This is a genomic window from Duganella radicis (genome assembly GCF_009720825.1).
Taxonomy (GTDB): domain Bacteria; phylum Pseudomonadota; class Gammaproteobacteria; order Burkholderiales; family Burkholderiaceae_D; genus Rugamonas; species Rugamonas radicis.
The window spans coordinates 41,035-60,543 of record NZ_WNKY01000037.1 but is presented as its reverse complement, the minus strand read 5'-3'; the positions used below and the strand labels follow the sequence as shown (position 1 = coordinate 60,543).

At 62.2% G+C, this 19,509-nt stretch carries 11 protein-coding genes and 1 pseudogene; 2 read left to right on the top strand and 10 right to left on the bottom strand.

The genetic code is table 11. From position 1 onward, the window contains the following. From GM676_RS23960 to GM676_RS23930, 7 genes and pseudogenes are all read right to left on the bottom strand, one after another. Positions 1 to 435: pseudogene (locus GM676_RS23960) on the bottom strand (23S rRNA pseudouridylate synthase B); the annotation flags it as partial. Beyond that, entirely contained in the window at positions 422 to 1,129 is a 708-nt protein-coding gene (gene scpB, locus GM676_RS23955) for an SMC-Scp complex subunit ScpB (protein WP_155466639.1), read from the bottom strand. The gene scpB and the pseudogene GM676_RS23960, both read right to left, overlap by 14 nt. A 244-nt stretch (positions 1,130 to 1,373) precedes the next feature. Continuing rightward, positions 1,374 to 2,399, bottom strand: coding sequence for a glucokinase (locus GM676_RS23950; RefSeq protein ID WP_155466638.1), 1,026 nt, complete (start codon positions 2,397 to 2,399; stop codon positions 1,374 to 1,376). A gap of 200 nt (positions 2,400 to 2,599) precedes the next feature. Further along, positions 2,600 to 3,556: a VTT domain-containing protein gene (locus GM676_RS23945; RefSeq protein ID WP_155466637.1), complete on the bottom strand. Its 957-nt coding sequence runs from the start codon at positions 3,554 to 3,556 to the stop codon at positions 2,600 to 2,602. A 25-nt stretch (positions 3,557 to 3,581) separates the two neighbouring features. Further along, a complete protein-coding gene (locus tag GM676_RS23940; RefSeq protein ID WP_155466636.1) occupies positions 3,582 to 5,153 on the bottom strand; it encodes an ABC transporter ATP-binding protein in 1,572 nt (523 codons plus the stop codon). Next, positions 5,150 to 6,157 carry an ABC transporter permease gene (locus tag GM676_RS23935; RefSeq protein ID WP_155466635.1) on the bottom strand — a complete coding sequence of 336 codons (1,008 nt, stop codon included), beginning with the start codon at positions 6,155 to 6,157 and terminating at the stop codon, positions 5,150 to 5,152. Before GM676_RS23935 ends, GM676_RS23940 begins: the two co-directional genes overlap by 4 nt. After that, entirely contained in the window at positions 6,154 to 7,074 is a 921-nt protein-coding gene (locus GM676_RS23930) for an ABC transporter permease (protein WP_155466634.1), read from the bottom strand. Before GM676_RS23930 ends, GM676_RS23935 begins: the two co-directional genes overlap by 4 nt. 599 nt (positions 7,075 to 7,673) lie before the next feature. On the opposite strand from GM676_RS23930, the gene GM676_RS23925 reads away from it, so the two are divergent. Then, positions 7,674 to 10,514: a TonB-dependent receptor domain-containing protein gene (locus GM676_RS23925; RefSeq protein WP_155466633.1), complete on the top strand. Its 2,841-nt coding sequence runs from the start codon at positions 7,674 to 7,676 to the stop codon at positions 10,512 to 10,514. Between the two features lie 127 nt (positions 10,515 to 10,641). Here the strand turns inward: GM676_RS23925 and GM676_RS23920 are convergent, their stop codons facing one another. After that, positions 10,642 to 13,545 carry a TonB-dependent receptor domain-containing protein gene (locus GM676_RS23920; RefSeq protein ID WP_155466632.1) on the bottom strand — a complete coding sequence of 968 codons (2,904 nt, stop codon included), beginning with the start codon at positions 13,543 to 13,545 and terminating at the stop codon, positions 10,642 to 10,644. A 259-nt stretch (positions 13,546 to 13,804) separates the two neighbouring features. Beyond that, positions 13,805 to 14,884, bottom strand: coding sequence for a 3-deoxy-7-phosphoheptulonate synthase AroG (gene aroG / locus GM676_RS23915; protein WP_155466631.1), 1,080 nt, complete (start codon positions 14,882 to 14,884; stop codon positions 13,805 to 13,807). 489 nt (positions 14,885 to 15,373) lie between these two features. Between aroG and GM676_RS23910 the strand changes: the two genes are divergently transcribed. Further along, entirely contained in the window at positions 15,374 to 18,013 is a 2,640-nt protein-coding gene (locus GM676_RS23910; protein ID WP_155466630.1) for a TonB-dependent receptor, read from the top strand. Between the two features lie 35 nt (positions 18,014 to 18,048). Here GM676_RS23910 and tldD read toward each other — a convergent pair whose 3' ends face one another. After that, on the bottom strand, positions 18,049 to 19,509 hold the full coding sequence (tldD, locus tag GM676_RS23905) for a metalloprotease TldD (RefSeq protein ID WP_155466629.1): 1,461 nt from the start codon (positions 19,507 to 19,509) through the stop codon (positions 18,049 to 18,051).

Here is a 19,509-nt window from a genome sequence, read left to right as displayed (position 1 = left end):
AGCGACAGCCGGCGCTTCGGCAGCGGCCGGCGCTGCGACCGGGACCGCTGGCGCAGCGGCCGCAGCGACCGGTGCAACCACGGCGGCATCAGCGGCCGGCGCGGCCTTTTTGGCGCGTGGCTTGGCCGCTGGTTTGGCGGCCGGGGCCTCCCCTTCGGCGACAGCGACGGCGGCGTCAGCCTTTTTGGCGCGCGGCTTTTTCAGAGAGGCTGGCGTCAGGCTGGCGGGTGCATCGGCGGCGGCCGGCGCGACGGCTTCGTCCGCAGTGGCAGCCTTAGTCTTGCGCGGCGCCTTGGGCTTGGCGGCAGGCGCTTCGCCTGCGGCGATGGCCGCGTTATCGGCTTCGATCTGCGCCTTGGTACGGCGTTTCGGCTTGGCGACAACCTCAGCTGCGGCTGCGTCGTTGACGGTCTCGGGGGTATCAGGTTTGTTCATTATTCGTTTCTTGGTTGTGCTCAGCGTCAACCGTTAAATCTGGCGCAGGGCCGGTTTCTTGCTCAGTGGCTTGTTCGGCGCTCTCTTGCGCCGCTTTTTCAAAGTTCTCTTGCAGAGCCGCCTCCAGGGTTTCCATGGCGTTCTGACCATCGCTGATTTGCTGCAACGGCGGCAGCTGGGACAGCGAATTCAAGCCCAAATCATCCAAAAACTGCTTGGTGGTGCCCAGCAAAGCCGGACGCCCCACCACATCGCGATAACCGACGGCATCCACCCAGCCCCGGTCCTCCAGCATCTTGATCGTCTGCGAATTGACGGCTACGCCGCGTATCTCTTCGATATCGCCGCGCGTCACCGGCTGGCGATAGGCGATGATGGCCAGCGTTTCCAGCGTCGCCCGCGAATACCTGGGCGGTTTTTCCGGATTCAGCCGGTCGAGATACAGTTTCATCTCGGGCCGACTCTGGAAACGCCAGCCGGTCGACAGGCTGATCACTTCCACACCTTTGCCGGCCCAATCGAGCCGCAATTCTTCCAGCAATTCCTTGATGGTGTCGGCACCGATACCGGGGCCGCGCGGGCGATCCTGGTCGTCCAGTTCGACAAACAGCTTTTTCAGACTGTGGATCGATAACGGCTCACGAGCGCATAGCAAGGCGGTTTCGAGGACTTTTTTAGCCTCAACATTATCCATAAGCAAAATCGAAAGAAATCAATCACATTCAGTGAGGCTGGCGGGAGTTACTCGCTGAAGCTGCTTTTCCGACGCCAAGGCCTATGCGCACCTGGCGGGAGAGAGGGACATGCCGGCAACGGCCTGGACCGTTGCTTTCTACGTGAAACGTGGGCAGGAAGCCAGACGTTTCATCCAACAACGCGAATTGTACCTGATAAAACCACAAAACGCGCATTTCGACGTCATCGAAATGTAACTGAGCTTACGCGCAGGCAAGTCTTTCAGACAAGATTGCCGAAACGCCAACAAAGGCCGGGTATTCCGCCGTGATCACCCAGGTCGGCACGGCCGACAGGTATTTGTTGAAGCGGCCTTTGGCTTCGAAGCGGGCGCGGAAGCCGGAACGGTCGAAGCGCTCGCCCAGTTTCGGCACGATGCCGCCGCCGATGTAAATGCCGCCCTGCGCGCCCAGCGTCACGGCGATATTGCCGGCGATGGTGCCAAGCATGCAGCAGAAGGCTTCGATGGCGTCGTCGCACAGCGAGCATTCGCCGGCCAGCGCGCGGCGCGAGATGTCGGCGGCGCTCAGCTTTTCAGCCGGCAGGTCGTTGTGGTCGGCCAACGCGCGGTAAATCAACTCGATGCCGGCGCCGGACATCAGGCGTTCGGCCGACACGTGGTCGAATTCTTTCCAGGCGAATTGCAGGATCGCCACTTCGGTCGGATTGGCCGGCGAGAAGGTCACATGGCCGCCTTCGCTCAGCAGCGCGGTCCAGCCATCCTTGCCCGGAATCAGGCCGGAGACGCCGAGGCCGGTGCCGGCGCCGATCAGGCCCAGCGGGGTGCCCGGCACACCGACGCCGCCGCCGACCTGGTGTTTTTGCGTCGCCGACAGCTGCGGCAGCGAGCTGGCCAGCGCGGTGAAGTCGTTCACCACCACCAGGGTGTCGAAGTTGACTTCGCGGCGCAGCGCCTCAATCGAGAATGCCCAGTGGTGGTTGGTCATGCGCACCATGTCGCCGGTGACCGGATTGGCAATCGCAATCGCGCCATTCCGGATGCCGGTGACGCCGGCCTGGGCGACGGATAGCGAGGCCAGGTACGCGACCAGGGCGGCGGCCAGGGTCGGGTAAGCGGCGCACGCCAGCACTTCGATCGCTTCAATCTTGCCCGGCGCGGTTTCCAGCGCAAAGCGCGCGTTGGTGCCGCCGATGTCCGCCAGCAGACGCGGGCCACCAGGGAAAACAGTGGACAGGGAGGGAGGCGTTTGTACGGACTGAGCTGTCATGATGGATCGAAATTAGTTGAGGCCTAAGCTTAAAGTATTTTGCCATTTTCAGGCAAGCACAGTTTGTAGTTTTAGTACAGTTTGCTACACAAGTTTGCAATCCGGGATATTTGCTCCGTAGTATGACTACCGCACCACAAATTGGAATCGATTCCAATCCACCCCTGAAAAAAGCGCCGCTGGCGCGCGGCGCTACGCTCTTACGCCGAGGCGCGACTGTCTTCGCCCAGCGTTTCGGTCGGCGCGCGGAAGGCGGCATTCCACGCCTCCAGCCCGCCGTGCAGCGGACGGGCGCGGTGGTAGCCCTGCCCGATCAGGGTCTTGGCCACGTGGGCGGCGGTGACGTCGTTGGGGCAGCTGCAATACACGATGATGTGGCTACCTTTGTCCAGGCCGCTGATGCCGGTGGCCGGATCGCCGCCGTTGAACAGCAACGCGCCAGGCACGGCCGGGTCCAGCATCTGCGCGGTCACGCTGCGGGCGTCGATCAACACCGGCTGCTTGCCCTGCTCCAGCAGCTTCTTGAAGTCCTCGATGGTGATACGCTCCACCTCCACCGACTGGCGGAAACGCTTGCGCTCGACATACTTGAACGCCACGAACAGCGCCAGCAGCACGCCCAGCACGATCAGCGCGGTGGTGCCCATGGTGCTCAGAATATCCAGCACCTGATCGACGCTGGTGTGGAAGAAGGCGCCGATGGCGATGCCGGCGCCGCTCCAGACCAGCCCGCCCAGCACGCTGAAACCGACAAACACGCCGGTGCGCGTGCCCATGGCGCCGGCCAGCGGCGGGGCGATGGTGTTGAAACCGGGGATGAACTTGGCGACGATCAGCGCTTTCGGGCCCCAGCGGTTGAAATTGTCCTCGGTCTGGCTCACGCAGTAATCGGGCGACAGGGAAATCTTGCACAGCAGCTTGAGGATGCGCTTGCCGTAGTAGCGGCCGGCGCGGAACCAGAAATAATCGCTGATCAGGCAGGCGACCATGGCCACGCCCAACACGGCCGGCCAGTGCGTATCGCCGTCGACCGACATGGCGCCGGCCACGATCAAAATCGGGAAGGCAGGAATAGGCAAGCCGATCTGCTCGACCAGCACAATGCCGAACACGATCAGGACGCCATATTCTTGCAGCAGGAGGATTAAATTCGCCATTCGGATATCTTAACTTAAAAATCGCTTAACCGTTGCCGGGGATCGCAGCCAGCAAGGCCTTGGTGTAGGCTTGCCGCGGATGGCGATACAGCGTCTCCGCGTCGGCCAGTTCGACCACGGCGCCGTGCCGCATCACCATCACCTGGTCCGCCATCGCCCTCACCACCGCCAGGTCGTGCGAGATGAAGATGTATGACAGGCCCAGCTCGTCCTGTAAATCCTGCAAAAGTTTGAGCACCTGCGCCTGTACCGACACGTCCAGCGCCGATACCGATTCGTCGCACACCAGGATCTCCGGCTGCATGGTCAGGCAACGCGCAATGGCGATGCGCTGCCGCTGGCCGCCCGAGAACTGATGCGGGTAGCGGTGGAAGGCGTCGGCCGGCAGGCCGACTTTGCCAAGCAGGGCCAACGCCGCCGCCTGACGCTCGCTGTCGTTGGCGCCGATGCGGTGAATGCGCATCGGTTCCAGCAGAATCTCGCCCACGGTGAAGCGCGGATTCAGCGAGGCGTAGGGGTTCTGGAAGATGATCTGAATGCGGCGCTTGTAGGCCTGGAATTCGCGCGCGGACATGCTGAGCAGGTCGCGGCCGCCAAACAACACGCTGCCGCCGCTGGCCTGGTGCAGGCGCAGCAGGGTCAGGCCGACGGTGGTTTTGCCGGAGCCGGATTCGCCCACCACACCCAGGGTCTGGCCGCGCGCCAGGGTGAAGGAGACGTCTTTCACGGCGTGGAACTGGCGCTTGCCGAACCAGCCCTCGCGCTGGGTGAAGTGCTTGCTCAGATTGCGCACCTCCAGCAACGGCGCACCTTCGCGGCGCGGGCGTGGCGGCGCCTCCAGCCGCGGCCGGCAATCGAGCAGCATGCGGGTGTAGGCGTCCTGCGGCGCGCTCAGCACCTGCTGCGCCGGCCCCGCCTCCCTCACTTCGCCGTGGCGCATGACCACCACCTGATCCGCAATCTCCGCCACCAGCCCCAGATCATGCGTAATGAACAGCACCGACATCGCATGCCGCTGTTGCAGGCGCCCGATCAGTGCCAGGATTTGCTGTTGAATCGTGACATCGAGCGCCGTGGTCGGCTCATCGGCGATCAGCAGCTTCGGCTCGCAGGCGATCGCCATGGCGATCATCACGCGCTGCTGCTGGCCGCCGGACAGCTGGCCGGGATAGGCATCGATCCGGTCCTGCGGAATGCCGACTTCCTCCAGCAACTCCAGCGTGCGGCGGCGCGCCTGCGCCCTGCTCATCTTCATATGCAAGCGCAGCACCTCGCCGATCTGCGCGCCGACCGTGAAGACCGGATTCAGCGACGACATCGGCTCCTGGAAAATCATGGCGATCTCTTTACCGCACAGCGCGCGGCGTTGCCCGCCGCCCAGCGCCAGCAGCTCGCGCCCATCGAACACGATGCTGCCGGCCACGCGGGCCGCCGCATCCAGCAAGCCCATCACCGCCAGCGCGCTGACCGACTTGCCGCTGCCCGACTCGCCCACCAGCGCCACTGTGGCGTTGCGCGGCACGCTGAGCGACACGCCCCTCACCGCTTCAACGCCGCGGAAAGCGACGCGCAGATCGCCAATGTCGAGCAGGCTCATGTCTTCACCTTGGGATCGAGGGCGTCGCGCAAGGCGTCGGTGAACAGCGAGAACGCCGTCACCAGCAAGGCCATGGCGACGGCGGCGGCAGTCAGCTGCCACCAGCGGCCGAGCAGCAGTTCGCCCTGCGCCTCATTCAACATGCTGCCCCAGGAAACCACGCCGGCCGGTACGCCAAAGCCCAGGAAACTCAGGATGACCTCGGCCTTGATGAAACCCACCACCAGGATCGACAGCTGCACCAGCGCCACATGGCTGGCGTTGGGGAAGATATGGACGAACATTCGGCGCCAGTGCGAGGCGCCGATGGCGTCGGCGGCCAGCACGTATTCGCGCGCCTTGTGCTTGAGGTACTCGGCGCGCATCAGGCGGTACGGCCCGGTCCAGCCGGTCAGGCCGAGGATCAGCACGATGGTCGGCACGCCTTTCTGCTGCAACACGGCGGCCACCGCCAGTATCATCAGCACAGAGGGAATGGCGGTGAAAACGCTGTAGAACCAATTGAAGAAATCATCCACCACGCCGCCGCAATAGCCGGACAGCGCGCCAAACAAGGTGCCGATGCCAACCGCCAGCAAGGCCGCCACCAGGCCGACCACGATGGAAGTCTCGCCGCCCTTGATGGTTTTCTTGAGAATGTCGTGCCCCCACTTGTCTGCGCCAAACGGCAGGGTCGCCAGCCTGCCGGCGCCGGCCGCCCGACCGCCTTCGCCAGCGGCCAGTTGCGCGCGCAATGCGCGAACATCGTCGGCCAGCGGATCGAAGGGATTGTCGGATAAAGCCTGCGGCGGCGCGGCCGGCGCCACCGTCGCCGCGCTGGCGCCGACAAAGCCGGGCGGCGCGTAATTCACGCCGACTTCATTCGCCCAATCCGCCACGATCAGGCCACTGGCCGACAACATCGCCATCAGCAAAAACACCAGCACCACCGCCAGCGACGCCATCGCCAGCCGGTCGGCCCGCAAGCGCAGCCAGGCCAGAGTCCACAAGCCCTGCGCCCTCATGACAGCCGGACCCGTGGATCCACCGCCTGGTACAGCAGATCCGTCAGCAGATTGAACACCATGGTGGCGATGACCACGTACACCGTAATCGCTTTAATCACCGGGAAATCGCTGCGCTCCACCGCCAGGATCACCTCGCGGCCGATGCCGGGGATGCCGAAAAAGCGTTCCAGCAAAAACGCGCCGATCAGCAGCGCCGGCAGGTTGGACATTACGTAGGTCAGGATCGGAATCGCCGCATTGCGCAGCACGTGCACCCACATCACGCGCCGCTCGCTCAAGCCCTTGGCGCGCGCCGTGCGCACATAATCCTGCCCCACCTCATCCAGCACGAAGCTGCGGAACAGGCGCAAGGTCGGCGCCAGCGACACCGCCAGCCCGATCAGGATCGGCAACACCGCGTAACGCGGCCCCTCCCAGCCCTGCACCGGAAACAGGCCCAGCTTGTAGGCCAGGCCATACTGGAACACCATGATGTACACCAGGATGCTGACTGACATTCCCGCCGTACAGGCCATCATCACCACACGGTCGGTCAGCGAGCCGCGCACAAAGGCAATCATCAAGGCCAGGGCAACGCCGAGGGCCGTTTCCAGCACGGTCAGCGGCAGCAGCACCGTCAGGGACGGTCCCAGCCGCGTGGCAATGATGTGGGAGACCGGTTCGCCGGTCGCCCAGCTCAGGCCAAAATCAAAGGTCGCGATCTGCCGGATAAAAATCCACAACTGCACGTAAAAAGGTTCATCCACGCCCAATTGGCGGCGAATTTTGGCGATACTCGCGGCATCGGCCATCTTGCCGGCCAGCAGGTAGGCCGGATCGCCGCCCACCCAGTTAAACAGCATGAACACCAGCAGCACCGCCCCCAGCAAGGTCGGCAGCATCTGCCACAGACGGCGAACAATGTAGGCCAGCATTCCCCATCCTCAAATCCATCGGCTCGGGCGCCATGACCACGACGCGCCGCAAAAGTGGCCCTCACGATACCGCAGATTGGCGCCCTCGGCCTGCTCCAAGGCCCTCGGCCATATTCCCCATAGAAGCTGTGCGCATAAGCTTTAATGCTTATTAAATAAGGACTTAGGCATAAATCGATCAAAATTTGCCACGCGGCAAACTCAAGCTTTTTATCTGTGGCATAAATGTAACACTCTGTTACGCCATGAACACAGATTAACAAAAATTAATATGCATCAAATTAGTGCGACGCAATAGAGCGTCGCCGTACTTTTGCTTTTATTTTGATAGCAAATCAATTTTTCTATCGTTTTCACACCTACGTGCACCAAATTAGAGCGTTTTTTTAACTGGTTTTAGAGCGTTATTGACTTCTGGGAAACGATGAAGTTTCACCATCTATATAAGGGTTTCCACATTGACAGAAATTTAGCCTAAATGATTTGATGAGAGGCGAAAAGAACGTACATGTTTTTTTCTCAAGGGTAAAAAAATTGCCCACTAAAAATATACATACCAACACACCCGTTGTTCATCGTTTTAATTTGGGAGCTAAATAATGATGGTTGAAACCGTATTGTCGCGATCAGTACGCCTGATCTGCGCCAGTGGCCTGGCGCTGGGCATGCATGCCGCCGTGGCACAAACTGCGGACGCGCCTATCCAGCGCGTGGAAATTACCGGTTCGAGCATTAAGCGTATTACCGCTGAAGGCGCGCTGCCTGTGCAAACCCTGTCCAAGCTGCAAATCGAGCAGTCCGGCGCCACCAATGTGGCCGACCTGATCGCCACCCTGCCATCGATGCAAGGTTTCACCACTTCGTCGATGTCGGTCAACGGCGGCGGCGGCGGTCTGCAAACCGCCTCGATCCACTCGATTGGCGAAGGTTACACCCTGGTGCTGCTGAACGGCCGCCGCCTGGCGCCTTCGACCTCCGGCTCCACCGTCAACCTGGCCAGCATCCCGCTGGCCGCCGTTGAGCGCGTCGAAATCCTGACCGACGGCGCCAACACCCTGTACGGCTCCGACGCCATCGCCGGCGTGGTCAACTTCATCCTGAAGAAAAACCAGCAGGACGCCATCATCGAGGCGTCCTACAGCCAGCCGCGCAGCAGCGGCGGCACCACCTCGACCGCCTCGATTTCCAAGGGCTGGGGCGACCTCGACAAGGACGGCTACAACCTGCTGCTGTCGGTGGCGCACGACGAGACCAAGGCCTCGTGGGCGCGTGACAGCGAATTCTCGAAGTCCGGCGTGATCCCGTTCTATGACAACGGCAAGGCCTACAGCCTGTACCAGCTGAGCTCGAACTCCATCCCGGGCACGGCCACCGTCAAGTACACCAAGAAAGACGGCTCGGTCAGCAGCGCGGCCTTCAGCCCCAACCTGTTCGCCACCGGCACTTGCAACGGCGCCAACCTGTTCAGGGTCGGCAACCGCTGCCTGTACGACTATGCGGCCACCGTGCAAAACACCCCGGGCCTGAAACGCGACAGCGGCTTCGGCTCCCTGAACGTCAAGATCAACGAGAGCCTCAACTTCTTCGCCGAAGGCCTGATCTCGTCGTTCTCCAACACCGCGCAATACGCGGCGCCGGCACAGCCGCTGGGCCTGCCGCTGAGCAGCCCGCTGTACAGCAAGTACATCACCCCTTACCTGACCCGCCTGGGCGTGCCGGCCGACGCCACCGTCAACACCGTGACCATGAACCTGCGTCTGGTCGACGCCGGCGGCCGCGCCGACGAATACAAAACCATCGCCAAGCACGCCGCCTTCGGCTTCGACGGCGTCTGGCGCAACATCGACTGGCGCGCCGCCTACACCCACTCGGAAAACAAGCAGACCGACACCGCCGCCGGCGGCTACATGAGTCTGAACGCCTTTGACGCCCTGGTCGCGGCCGGCAAGTTCGATCCGTTCGCGCCACCGGGCACCTCGAAAGAAGCGCTGGCGCCAGCCGTACTGCACAACGTGTTCAGCGTCACCAAGTCGAAGATCGACATGGTGCAAGCCAGCGGTTCCGCCGAAGTCTTCACCCTGCCAGCAGGTCCAGCCCAGCTGGCGCTCGGCGCCGACTTCACCCGCCAGGCTTACTCGGAAGAGCCGGACGCCTTCTCGCAAGGCCAGAACAAACAGCAGCCCAACTTCACCGACGCGATTGTCGGCGGCGGCGCCGGCGCCCTGCCGATCGACGCTTCCCGCAAGAACTGGGGTGCTTACGGTGAGCTGCTGCTGCCTGTGCTGAAGAACATGGACCTGACCGTGTCCGGCCGTTACGACGATTTCAGCGCCGTAACCAACGACAAGAACTTCGATACGGACGGCAACCTGATTGCCCCGGGCAAGCAAGGCGAGTCGGCCAGCAAGGCCACCTACAAGCTGGCGCTGCGCTGGAATCCGGTGGAATCGGTCCTGATCCGCGGCTCCTACGGCACCGGCTTCAAAGCCCCGACCATGACCAACATCGTCAAGCCGCTGGTGAACGGCGGCTCGTCGGCGTTCCACGCCTGCCCGATCACCAACGCCAGCGACCCGCGCTTCAAGCTGTGCAACCCTGGTTCGTCGGAATACGGCCTGCTGAGCGGCGGCAACGCCGCCACCGGCGCGGGCGCCCTGAAGCCTGAGGAATCGAAACAGGCCACCCTGGGCATCCGGGTTGAACCGACCAGCAGCCTGTCGATCGGCTTCGACTTCTGGGACGTCAAGCTGACCAACCAGATCCAGACCCTGTCGGAAGACCTGGTGTTCAACAATCCGGCCGTGTACGACAGCCTGCTGCGCACCTACTTCGACCCGATCCAGAAGCAGAACGTGCTGGTGGCGGCGCTGACCCCGTTCAACCTGGCCAGCTCGCATTACCAGGGTATCGACTGGGATCACACCTTCAAGACCAACACCGCGCTGGGCAAAGCTTCGTTGCAGTGGACCGGTACCTTCATGAGCAAGGCCGAGCAAACCACGCCGGGCACCGGTCTGGAGAAAAATATCGGCCGCTTCAACTCCTACTCGGACGTCACCTTCCGCTGGATTTCGAAGCTGACCGCGACCCTGAACACCGGCCGCTTCACCCATGCGCTGACCGCCAACTACCACTCGGGCTACATCGACCAGGTGTACAACGAGGATGATTCGGTGGTGCGTGAAGTGCTGGCGGACGGCACGCTGGGCGACTACGTGCCATTCCAGCGCAAGGTGTCGTCGTACACCACCTTCGACTGGCAGACCAAGGCGCAACTGGGCAAGCAGTTCACCCTGACCGCCGGCATCAAGAACCTGGCCGACATCGCGCCGCCATTCACCATCCGCAACGCGGGCGGCGGCAACCAGTCGGGCTACGATGGCCGTTACACCGACCCACTGGGCCGTACCTTCTACCTGACCGGTTCCTACAAGTTCTGATCAGTTAGCAATCAAAGCGGAAACTTTCAAGGGCTCCTTCGGGAGCCCTTTTTTTGCATATCCAACTTCTGAGCCAAGGCAAAAAAAATCCCGGCATTTGCCGGGATTTTTTTGCCGCCACAAGTTCTTAGAACTTGTAGTTGCCGGTGATGTAGAACGAACGGCCGGCCGGATCGGTGTAACGGCCATCGTAGCCGATCTGATTACCGCCGCCCGCATTCTGCAGGGTGAACGGAGGGTTGCGGTCGAACAGGTTCTTGATGCCAGCGGTCAGCGCAAACTTACCGAAGTCATACTTGCCTTGCCAGTCGAAGGTGGTGTACGAAGGCGTCCACAAACCTGGGAAGGCCACCGAATCGCCCACACTGCCGTCCGGATTCACTGCAAACACGGCGGTGTCCGCTGGATAAGCCTGGTCGTGGTAGCCCGACTTGTAGTGCGCGGTGAGTGTGTTGGTCAGCTTGCCGTTGGTCAAGCTCAGGCTGACGTTGGACTGCACGCGGAACACGACACCGTTGTCAGGACCAAAGCGGCCCAGATCCGACTGCACCTCGCCGCCAGCGGTGGTGGTGTAGTTTTGCTTGAGCATGTAAGTGCCGTTCCATGCCGCGCGCAGATCGCCGATGGCGGTCTTGTTGCGGTAGCTGAAGTCCCAGTCGATACCGCGGTAATTCGCCACCCCGCCGTTGATCGGCGCCAGCAGGTAAGCAATCGTGGTATAGCCGGCTGGATCTGGATACGGATTCACGAACAGGTTTTTGTACTGTTGCGGATTGGCGAAGCCAACCTGCTCCGGCACGCCGGCCGACAGCACCTGGTTGCGGATCTGGACGTTCCACAGGTCCAAGCCCAGCGACAGCCCGCGCAGCGGTTCAATACGGCCGCCCAAGGTCCACTGCTTCGATTTCTCTGGTTGCAGACCTGCCGCGCCGCTTTGGCCGTTAGGACCGGTCAGCAGGTCATACTGTGCCAGACCCACTTGGCAACCTGGCGAACCAGGGAATGGGCAAGCGTAGCTACCAGCGGTGCTGCCGTTGAAGGTATTGGCGCCGGCGATATCGCTCAGGTTGGGCGCTTTGAAGCCGGTGCCGTAGGCGGCGCGCAGCAGCATGCTGTCGGTTGGCGTCCACTTCAGGCTCAGCTTGTAGGTGCCGGCGCTGGAGGTGTTGCCGATGTCGCCGCCAGCCAGACGTGGGATCAGGCCGCTGGCGTCGGGCACGGAAGCGAAGATGTAATCGCTGTGCACTTTGTCGTAACTGTCGTAACGGCCGGACACCGTCGCTTCCAGGGTTTTATGCAAAGGCAGCAACACCTCGGTGAACACACCCCAGTTATCGCGGTTGGCACCGAACGGCACTTGGCCATAGTTACCGCCGACTGGATAGTTCGACGATACCGGCTGGGTCGAGAAACCCGAGTTCGACAGGATCAGCGAGCTGTAATCGACGGTGTACTTGGTCTTCGAGTAATCACCGCCCAGCGAGATGATGGAGGTGCCGCCGGGCAGCGTAAACAGATCGTGCTGCGCGCCTGCGTGCAGGGTATTCAGCGTCGACTTGGTGCGCGAGAACACGGTGCCGTTCAGCAGCGCACCTTTGAGCTGGTCGGCGCCCTGGCCGGTCACTGGATCGTACTTGCCTGCGGCGACCAGGCCGTCCAGCATGCTGAAGTCCGAGTAGCCGCCTGCCGCGGTGTCCTTCAGCTTGGTCTGCGACAGGATCAGCGCGGCATTGTAAGTCCAGCCGAAAGCCGAGCCATCGATACCGGTGGCGAAGTGGCTCGCGGTGGTCTGGTATTCATCGGCACGGCCGCCGATCAGCACCGAGCGATAGCCCAGCGTGGCGTTGCCGGTCGGATTCTCCAGGCCGTTCTTGTCGAGGTAGGCCTGCACGTATTTCGCATACAGCGCAGGGAAGCGGGTGGTGGCGTTGACGCCCATCGGTTGCGCCGACGGCGCGTACTGCGCGGTCATCGCATATTGCGACAACACCAGCTCGGCCCACGCCGAGGTGTTCTCGTTGATCTTGAAGCTTGCCTTCAGCAAACCGCTATCGCGGCGGCTGCCCGGCACGTCTTCCACCGTGGCCGCATAGTTGAAGCGGCACTGCGTGCCCAGCGGCCCCGCCAACGCGCTGCCGCAGTTGCCGTTGGTGGCCAGGTAAGGATTGATCGCATAGCCGACCGGATCGGCGGTCGAGCCTTTCGGACGGGCGTTGAAGGTAATATTGGCAGGCTCGGTGTTACCGGTACGCTGGTCGAAGTAATACTGCTTGCCGCCACTGTTAAATTTGAAGAAGGCGCCCTTGGCCGAGAAGTCGCGCTGCAAGGCGGTAATGCGTTCCTGCTCTTCATGGCTGTACGATGCCAGCACGTTCCAGCCGTCGCTGTCGAGGTCGCCCCAGCCCTTGGTGATGCCGGCGCTGCTCCACGAGCCGCCGTTTTTCTTCGGCTGGCCGTAGGTGGCGTACGCCTCGCCCTTGGTCATGTTTTTCTTCAGGATAAAGTTGACCACACCGGCGATCGCGTCGGAACCGTACAGGGCCGACGCGCCGTCGGTCAGAATCTCAACGCGCTCCACGGCTTCCAGCGGAATGCTGGACAGGTTGACCGCGTAGCCACCGCCCTGGCCCGAGCCGATGGCGCTCGGCGCCACGCGCTGGCCGTCCAGCAGCACCAGCGTGTATTTCGAGGGCAGCGAGTGCAGCGATGCGGTGGTAACGCCGGCGCCGCCGCCGTTGACCGAACTCGACGAAGGCACAAAGCCCTGCATCGACGGCAACATCTGGATCAGATCGGTCGCGGAGGTAGCGCCCGTCTGCTTGATTTCAGCCGCAGTCAGCACTTGCACTGGCAGCGAACCTTCCTTTTGAATGCGTTTAATCGACGAACCCGTAATTTCAACCCGTTGCATGGGTTGATTGTCTGCCACCTCCTGCGCAATGGCGGGCAGTGCCAGCAAGCCCATGCTGGCGACTACACTGCCCGAGAACATCAGGCGCAACGAACGGGACAGCACTCTTTCTTGAATCATGACTAACCTCCGGTTTTTTTTTTGGGGATACAACAATCCAACGCCCTTAGCCGGATAAGCTTTGGGACAGCGGGAAACTCTTCACTTTTGGGGAATTACTTTAGGAAGGTGTTCAACGACACCGGCCATGCCTTCTATCAGAGCATGCCACTAGATTAAGTGTCAACCGAACCAAAGGAAAGTTTGGCGTTCTTACAACAGACTTGATAGTCTGACGCAAAAAAGGCAGGCCCCAACACTCCATTGGGGCCTGAAATGCTTATTTTGCCGCGTTTTCTGCGGCCAGCGTCGCCAGGCGGCGCTGGCGCACCGCAGCGGCCAGGCCTTGCAACACTTGCACGCTGCTGTCCCAGTCGATGCAGCCGTCTGTGACCGACTGGCCGTAGGTCAGTTCCTTGCCTGGAACCAAGTCCTGGCGGCCGGCCACCAGGTGCGATTCCACCATCACGCCGACGATGCGCTGCTCGCCGCCCGCCACCTGGCCGGCGATGTCGGCGCACACCGGCACCTGGTTCTCCGGTTTCTTGGAACTGTTGGCGTGCGAGGCGTCGATCATCAGGCGCGGCGCCAGGCCTTGGGCCGAGATGGCCTTGCAGGCTTCCTCCACACTGGCCGCATCGTAATTTGGCGTTTTGCCGCCGCGCAGGATGATGTGGCAGTCCTCATTGCCGTTGGTCGAGACGATGGCCGAGTGGCCGCCCTTGGTCACCGACAGGAAATGGTGCGGCTGCGAGGCGGCCTTGATCGCATCGACGGCGATGCGCACATTGCCGTCGGTGCCGTTCTTGAAGCCGACCGGGCACGACAGGCCGGACGCCAGTTCGCGGTGCACCTGCGACTCGGTGGTGCGGGCGCCGATCGCGCCCCACGAGATCAGGTCGGCGATGTACTGCGGCGAGATCACGTCGAGGAACTCGGTGCCGGCCGGCAGGCCCAGCTCGTTGATGTCGCGCAGCAGCTCGCGCGCCATGCGCAGGCCGTCGTTGATGCGGAAGCTGTTGTCCATGTACGGATCGTTGATCAGCCCCTTCCAGCCCACCGTGGTGCGCGGTTTTTCGAAGTACACGCGCATCACGATTTCCAGGTCGCCCGCCAGTTCCTTGCGCAGCTGCACCAGGCGACGCGCATATTCCATGGCCGCTTTCGGGTCGTGGATGGAGCACGGGCCGATCACCACCATCAGGCGGTCGTCCTGGCCGTGCAGGATGCGGTGCAGCGCGTTGCGCGCGTTGGCGGCCGTCTGCTCCGCCGCTTCCGTGCACGCAAACTCGCGGATCAAGTGGGACGGTGGCGTCAGTTCCTTCATCTCGCGGATGCGCAAATCATCGGTACGGGGCATTGCTGTTCTCCAAGTGATCTAAAAAAGTAGGGATAAAAAAAAACCGCCTCGGTGGGAGGCGGTTTTTTGGGATTCTGCTGGGACTCGTCTTGCTTCTACGTGCACCGGCCGCTAACTCCACCGCCTTGGGTTGGATAGCTAAAGTAAAACCAGCCGGTAAAGAAGAATTTGGTCATGGGTTGACTATAACGCCAGAGTTCTTGGCTTGGCAAGCGATTTTTTTTCGGCGAGAAAGCCTCCCAACAAAACTTTACATCTTCAAAGTCGTCTTTACATCTTATCTATTGTGACCAGATGTAATGCCTGCTCACAGGCAAAATGCGGGCTGGCACGGTGACTGGCGGTCAATGCAAAAATCCGCCTTTACATGTGTGTTTGTTTGCCACTGTTGGATATTCGCATAATTATCTTTCGATCATTGTTGGACTCGCTACTGAATGTTTTGATGGGCCTCCACAACCCCAAAACAAAATCAGGAGTGACAAACCCATGATGATAGAAAGAGCTCTTACCCGATCTCTGCGCGTGATGTTTGCCGGCGGACTTGTTGTCGGCATGCACACCGCCGTTGCGCAAACCGACGACGGCACGATCCAGCGCGTTGAAGTGACCGGTTCCAGCATCAAGCGCCTGGCCACCGAAACCGCGCTGCCGATCACCAGCATCAAGGCATCCGACTTCGAAAAACAAGGCCTGACCACCGCCGCCGAGGTGATGAACACCCTGTCGATGAACCAGAGCTCGACCGGCAGCACGCAATCGGTCGGCTCCGGCACCGGCGGCATCGCCACCGCCGACCTGCGCGGCCTGGGCAGCAACAAGACACTGGTCCTGCTGAACGGCCGCCGCCTGGCCAGCCATCCCTTCAACGGTTCCTCGGTCGACCTGAACATCATTCCGGTGTCGGCGCTGGACCGGGTGGAAGTGCTGCGCGACGGCGCCTCCGCCATCTACGGCACCGACGCCATCGGCGGCGTGATCAACTTCATCACCAAGCGTTCGGTACAGGGTGGCGCGGTCAGCGTCGAACGCTACCAGCCGCAGGCGAGCGGCGCCGGCGGCGAGTCGCGCCTCAACCTGTCGGGCGGCTACGGCGACCTGGACAAGGATGGCTGGAATGTGTTCGGCGTGATCGACCTGCACAAGCAGACCGCGCTGGACGCGGCCGAGCGCGACTTCTCCAGCACCAGCGTGCGTCCCGACAAGGGCGTGAACAACAGCAGCGGCACCTCGCAGCCGGGCAACTTCTACTCGGCCAACGGCATCACCGGCAACCCGTACTACGCCAGCGGCTGCGTCGGCAAAGGCCTGATCGCCAACGCCGCCAACGGCACCTGCCGCACCAACACCGTGGCCTACATCCAGGACATTCCGAAGACGCAACAGGAATCCTTCCTCGGCAAGGCGACCTTCAAGCTGAGCGAAGACAAGGTTGCTACCATCGAATACCTGCACAGCCGCTCGACCAATCAGAGCGCGATCGCACCGTCGCCGCTGACCGGCATCACCATGACCTCGGCCAGCCCGTACTACCCGGGTGGCAGCGCCGGCGTGCCGGCGGTGGCCGGCCTGACCGGCGAGAACCTGACCATCAACTGGCGCACCGTCGCGGCCGGCAAGCGCGAGGGTTATGACACCTCGATCTCCGACCGCCTGGTGCTGGCCTCGGAAGGCCTGATCGGCGGCTGGGACTACAACGTCGGCCTGACCTATGGCGTCAGCAAGGCGGCCAGCGCCTTCGTCGGCGGCTATACCAACGACTCGCTGATCAAGGCCGGCGTGCTGAGCGGCGTGCTGAATCCGTTCGGCGAGCAATCGGCCGATGGCCAGGCCTACCTCGACGCCGCCCAGCTGCGCGGCGAATACCTGTCGGCCAGGATGACCAGCATCGGCGTGGACGCCAAGGTCAGCCGCGAAATTGTTCAGTTGCCGGTGGGCGACGTCGGCTTCGCGGTGGGCACCGAATTCCGCCATGACAAGGCCACCTACGATGTCAACACCGCCCTCGCCTCGCAGGCGTCGAGCTCCGGCTACGCCGACGCCCAGGACCAGGCCGGCCAGCGCAACATCTCGGCGCTGTACTCCGAGCTGAGCGTGCCGCTGGCGAAGACGGTGGAACTGTCGGCCGCCGCCCGCTACGACCACTACAACGACGTCGGCGGCAGCTTCAATCCCAAGCTCGGCCTACGCTGGGAAGCCAGCAAGCAGCTGATGTTCCGCACCTCGTACAACACCGGCTTCCGCGCGCCGACGCTGTACGACCTGCACGGCCCGGCCACCTCCACCTTCACCAGCAACGCCTATGACGATCCGGTGCTGTGCCCGGGCGGCGTGGCGGCGGCCGGCGCCAATCCGAACGTGGCCTGCAACCAGCAGCAAACCATCCGCAGCGGCGGCAACGCCAATCTGAAGCCGGAGAAATCCAAGACCTTCGCGCTGGGCGCGGTGTTCGAGCCGACCAGTGCGGTGAGCGTGTCGCTGGACTACTTCAACATCAAGATCCGCGATTCGATCGGCACGGTGGCGGAGTCGACCATCTTCGACAACTACGAGAAGTACAAGAGCTACTTCGTGTACTCGGCCGATGGCAAGACGCTGCAATACGTGAACGCGGTGCTGGACAATCTGGGCGAAGTGAAGACCTCGGGCATCGACGCCAGCCTGCGCTGGAAGCTGCCGCGTTCGGCTGCCGGCGACTTCACCTTCCAGTTCGATGGAACGTGGGTGCACAGCTACAAGTACCAGAACGAGACCGGCGGCGAGTTTGTGGAGAACGTCGGCGTGTATGGCGACAATGCGCCGGTGTTCCGCTGGAAGCACAACGCCACCATCAACTGGAAAAAAGGCGTGTGGAGCGCGGCGTTCGCCAACAAGTACCTGAGCGGGTATGAGGATGAGAACGATGTGGCGGCGAAGTACTACCACCATGTGCGGGCGTACTCGACATATTCGCTGTCGGGCAGCTACGGCGGCTTCAAGCACACCGACCTGACGGTGGGTATCAAGAACCTGTTCGACAGCGCGCCGCCGTACACCAACCAGGGCACGACCTTCCAGAGCGGTTACGATCCACGCTACACCGATCCGCTGGGCCGTACCTTCTACGTGAAAGCGACCTACAAGTTCTAAAGTAAAAAGCCCGGCTATATGCCGGGCTGGTCATCTCAGGCGGTACCGCCGACGGTCACGCCGTCGATACGCAGTGTCGGCTGGCCCACGCCCACCGGCACGCTCTGGCCTTCCTTGCCGCACACGCCCACGCCCGGATCGAGCTTCATGTCGTTGCCGATCATCGATACGCGGTTCAGCACTTCCGGACCATTGCCGATCAGGGTCGCGCCCTTCACCGGATAGGTGATCTTGCCATTCTCGATCATGTACGCCTCGCTGGCCGAGAACACGAACTTGCCGTTGGTGATGTCCACCTGGCCGCCGCCGAAATTCACCGCGTACAAGCCGTTCTTCACCGACGCCAGAATCTCGCCCGGGTCCTTGTCGCCGCCCAGCATATAAGTGTTGGTCATGCGCGGCATCGGCAGGTGCGCGAACGATTCGCGGCGGGCGTTGCCGGTCACCGGCATCTTCATCAGACGCGCGTTCATGGTGTCCTGGATATAGCCCTTCAGGATGCCGTCCTCGATCAGCGTGGTGCACTGGGTCGGATTGCCTTCATCGTCGATATTCAACGAACCGCGACGGTCCGCCAGCGTGCCGTCATCGACCACGGTGACGCCCTTGGCCGCCACGCGCTCGCCGATGCGGCCCGAGAAGGTCGAGGAACCCTTGCGGTTGAAGTCGCCCTCAAGGCCGTGGCCAATCGCTTCGTGCAGCAGGATGCCCGGCCAGCCAGGGCCCAGCACCACAGTCATCGGACCGGCCGGCGCCGGACGCGCATCCAGATTCACCACCGCCGAATTCACGGCATCGGTCGCATACTGATCCAGCAGCGCATCGCTGAAATAACCATAGTCGTAACGGCCGCCGCCGCCCGACGAGCCGACTTCACGGCGGCCATTCTGTTCCACGATCACGGTGAGCGACACACGCACCAGCGGACGGATATCGGCCGCCAGCACGCCATCGCTGCGCACCACCAGCACCACGTCGTACTCGCCGGCAAGGCTGGCCATCACTTGCACCACCCGCAGGTCCTTGGCGCGCGCCATTTTCTCGATACGCTCCAGCAGCTTGACCTTGGCGGTCGCATCCAGCGACACCAGCGGATCGTGCGGCAAGTACAGCGAACGGCCGCCGATGTGATTCATGGCGCCGGCCACTTTCACCTTGCCGGCGCCGGCGCGGGCGATGGTGCGGGTGGCGGCCGCGGCGTCCAGCAGCGCCGTTTCGGAGATTTCATCCGAATACGAAAACGCCGTCTTGTCGCCGGACACGGCGCGCACGCCCACACCCTGGTCGATCGAGAAACTGCCGGTCTTGACGATGCCCTCTTCCAGGCTCCAGCCCTCGTTCTTGGTGAACTGGAAATACAAGTCGGCGTAGTCGACTTTATGGGTGAACATGGCGCCCAAGGTCTTGAGCAGCTTGCCTTCGTCCAGCCCGAACGGCGTCAGCAGGATATCGCGCGCTACGGCCAGGGTGGACAGGTTAGGTTCAAATGGCTTCAT

What these genes read in the sequence shown, in the direction of transcription:
- GM676_RS23935 (WP_155466635.1), bottom strand. Translation starts at nt 6,157, where the DNA reads ATGAGGGCGCAGGGCTTGTGGACTCTGGCCTGGCTGCGCTTGCGGGCC.
- GM676_RS23925 (WP_155466633.1), top strand. Translation starts at nt 7,674, where the DNA reads ATGATGGTTGAAACCGTATTGTCGCGATCAGTACGCCTGATCTGCGCC.
- scpB (WP_155466639.1), bottom strand. Translation starts at nt 1,129, where the DNA reads ATGGATAATGTTGAGGCTAAAAAAGTCCTCGAAACCGCCTTGCTATGC.
- tldD (WP_155466629.1), bottom strand. Translation starts at nt 19,509, where the DNA reads ATGAAGCCATTTGAACCTAACCTGTCCACCCTGGCCGTAGCGCGCGAT.
- GM676_RS23940 (WP_155466636.1), bottom strand. Translation starts at nt 5,153, where the DNA reads ATGAGCCTGCTCGACATTGGCGATCTGCGCGTCGCTTTCCGCGGCGTT.
- GM676_RS23920 (WP_155466632.1), bottom strand. Translation starts at nt 13,545, where the DNA reads ATGATTCAAGAAAGAGTGCTGTCCCGTTCGTTGCGCCTGATGTTCTCG.
- GM676_RS23910 (WP_155466630.1), top strand. Translation starts at nt 15,374, where the DNA reads ATGATGATAGAAAGAGCTCTTACCCGATCTCTGCGCGTGATGTTTGCC.
- aroG (WP_155466631.1), bottom strand. Translation starts at nt 14,884, where the DNA reads ATGCCCCGTACCGATGATTTGCGCATCCGCGAGATGAAGGAACTGACG.
- GM676_RS23950 (WP_155466638.1), bottom strand. Translation starts at nt 2,399, where the DNA reads ATGACAGCTCAGTCCGTACAAACGCCTCCCTCCCTGTCCACTGTTTTC.
- GM676_RS23930 (WP_155466634.1), bottom strand. Translation starts at nt 7,074, where the DNA reads ATGCTGGCCTACATTGTTCGCCGTCTGTGGCAGATGCTGCCGACCTTG.
- GM676_RS23945 (WP_155466637.1), bottom strand. Translation starts at nt 3,556, where the DNA reads ATGGCGAATTTAATCCTCCTGCTGCAAGAATATGGCGTCCTGATCGTG.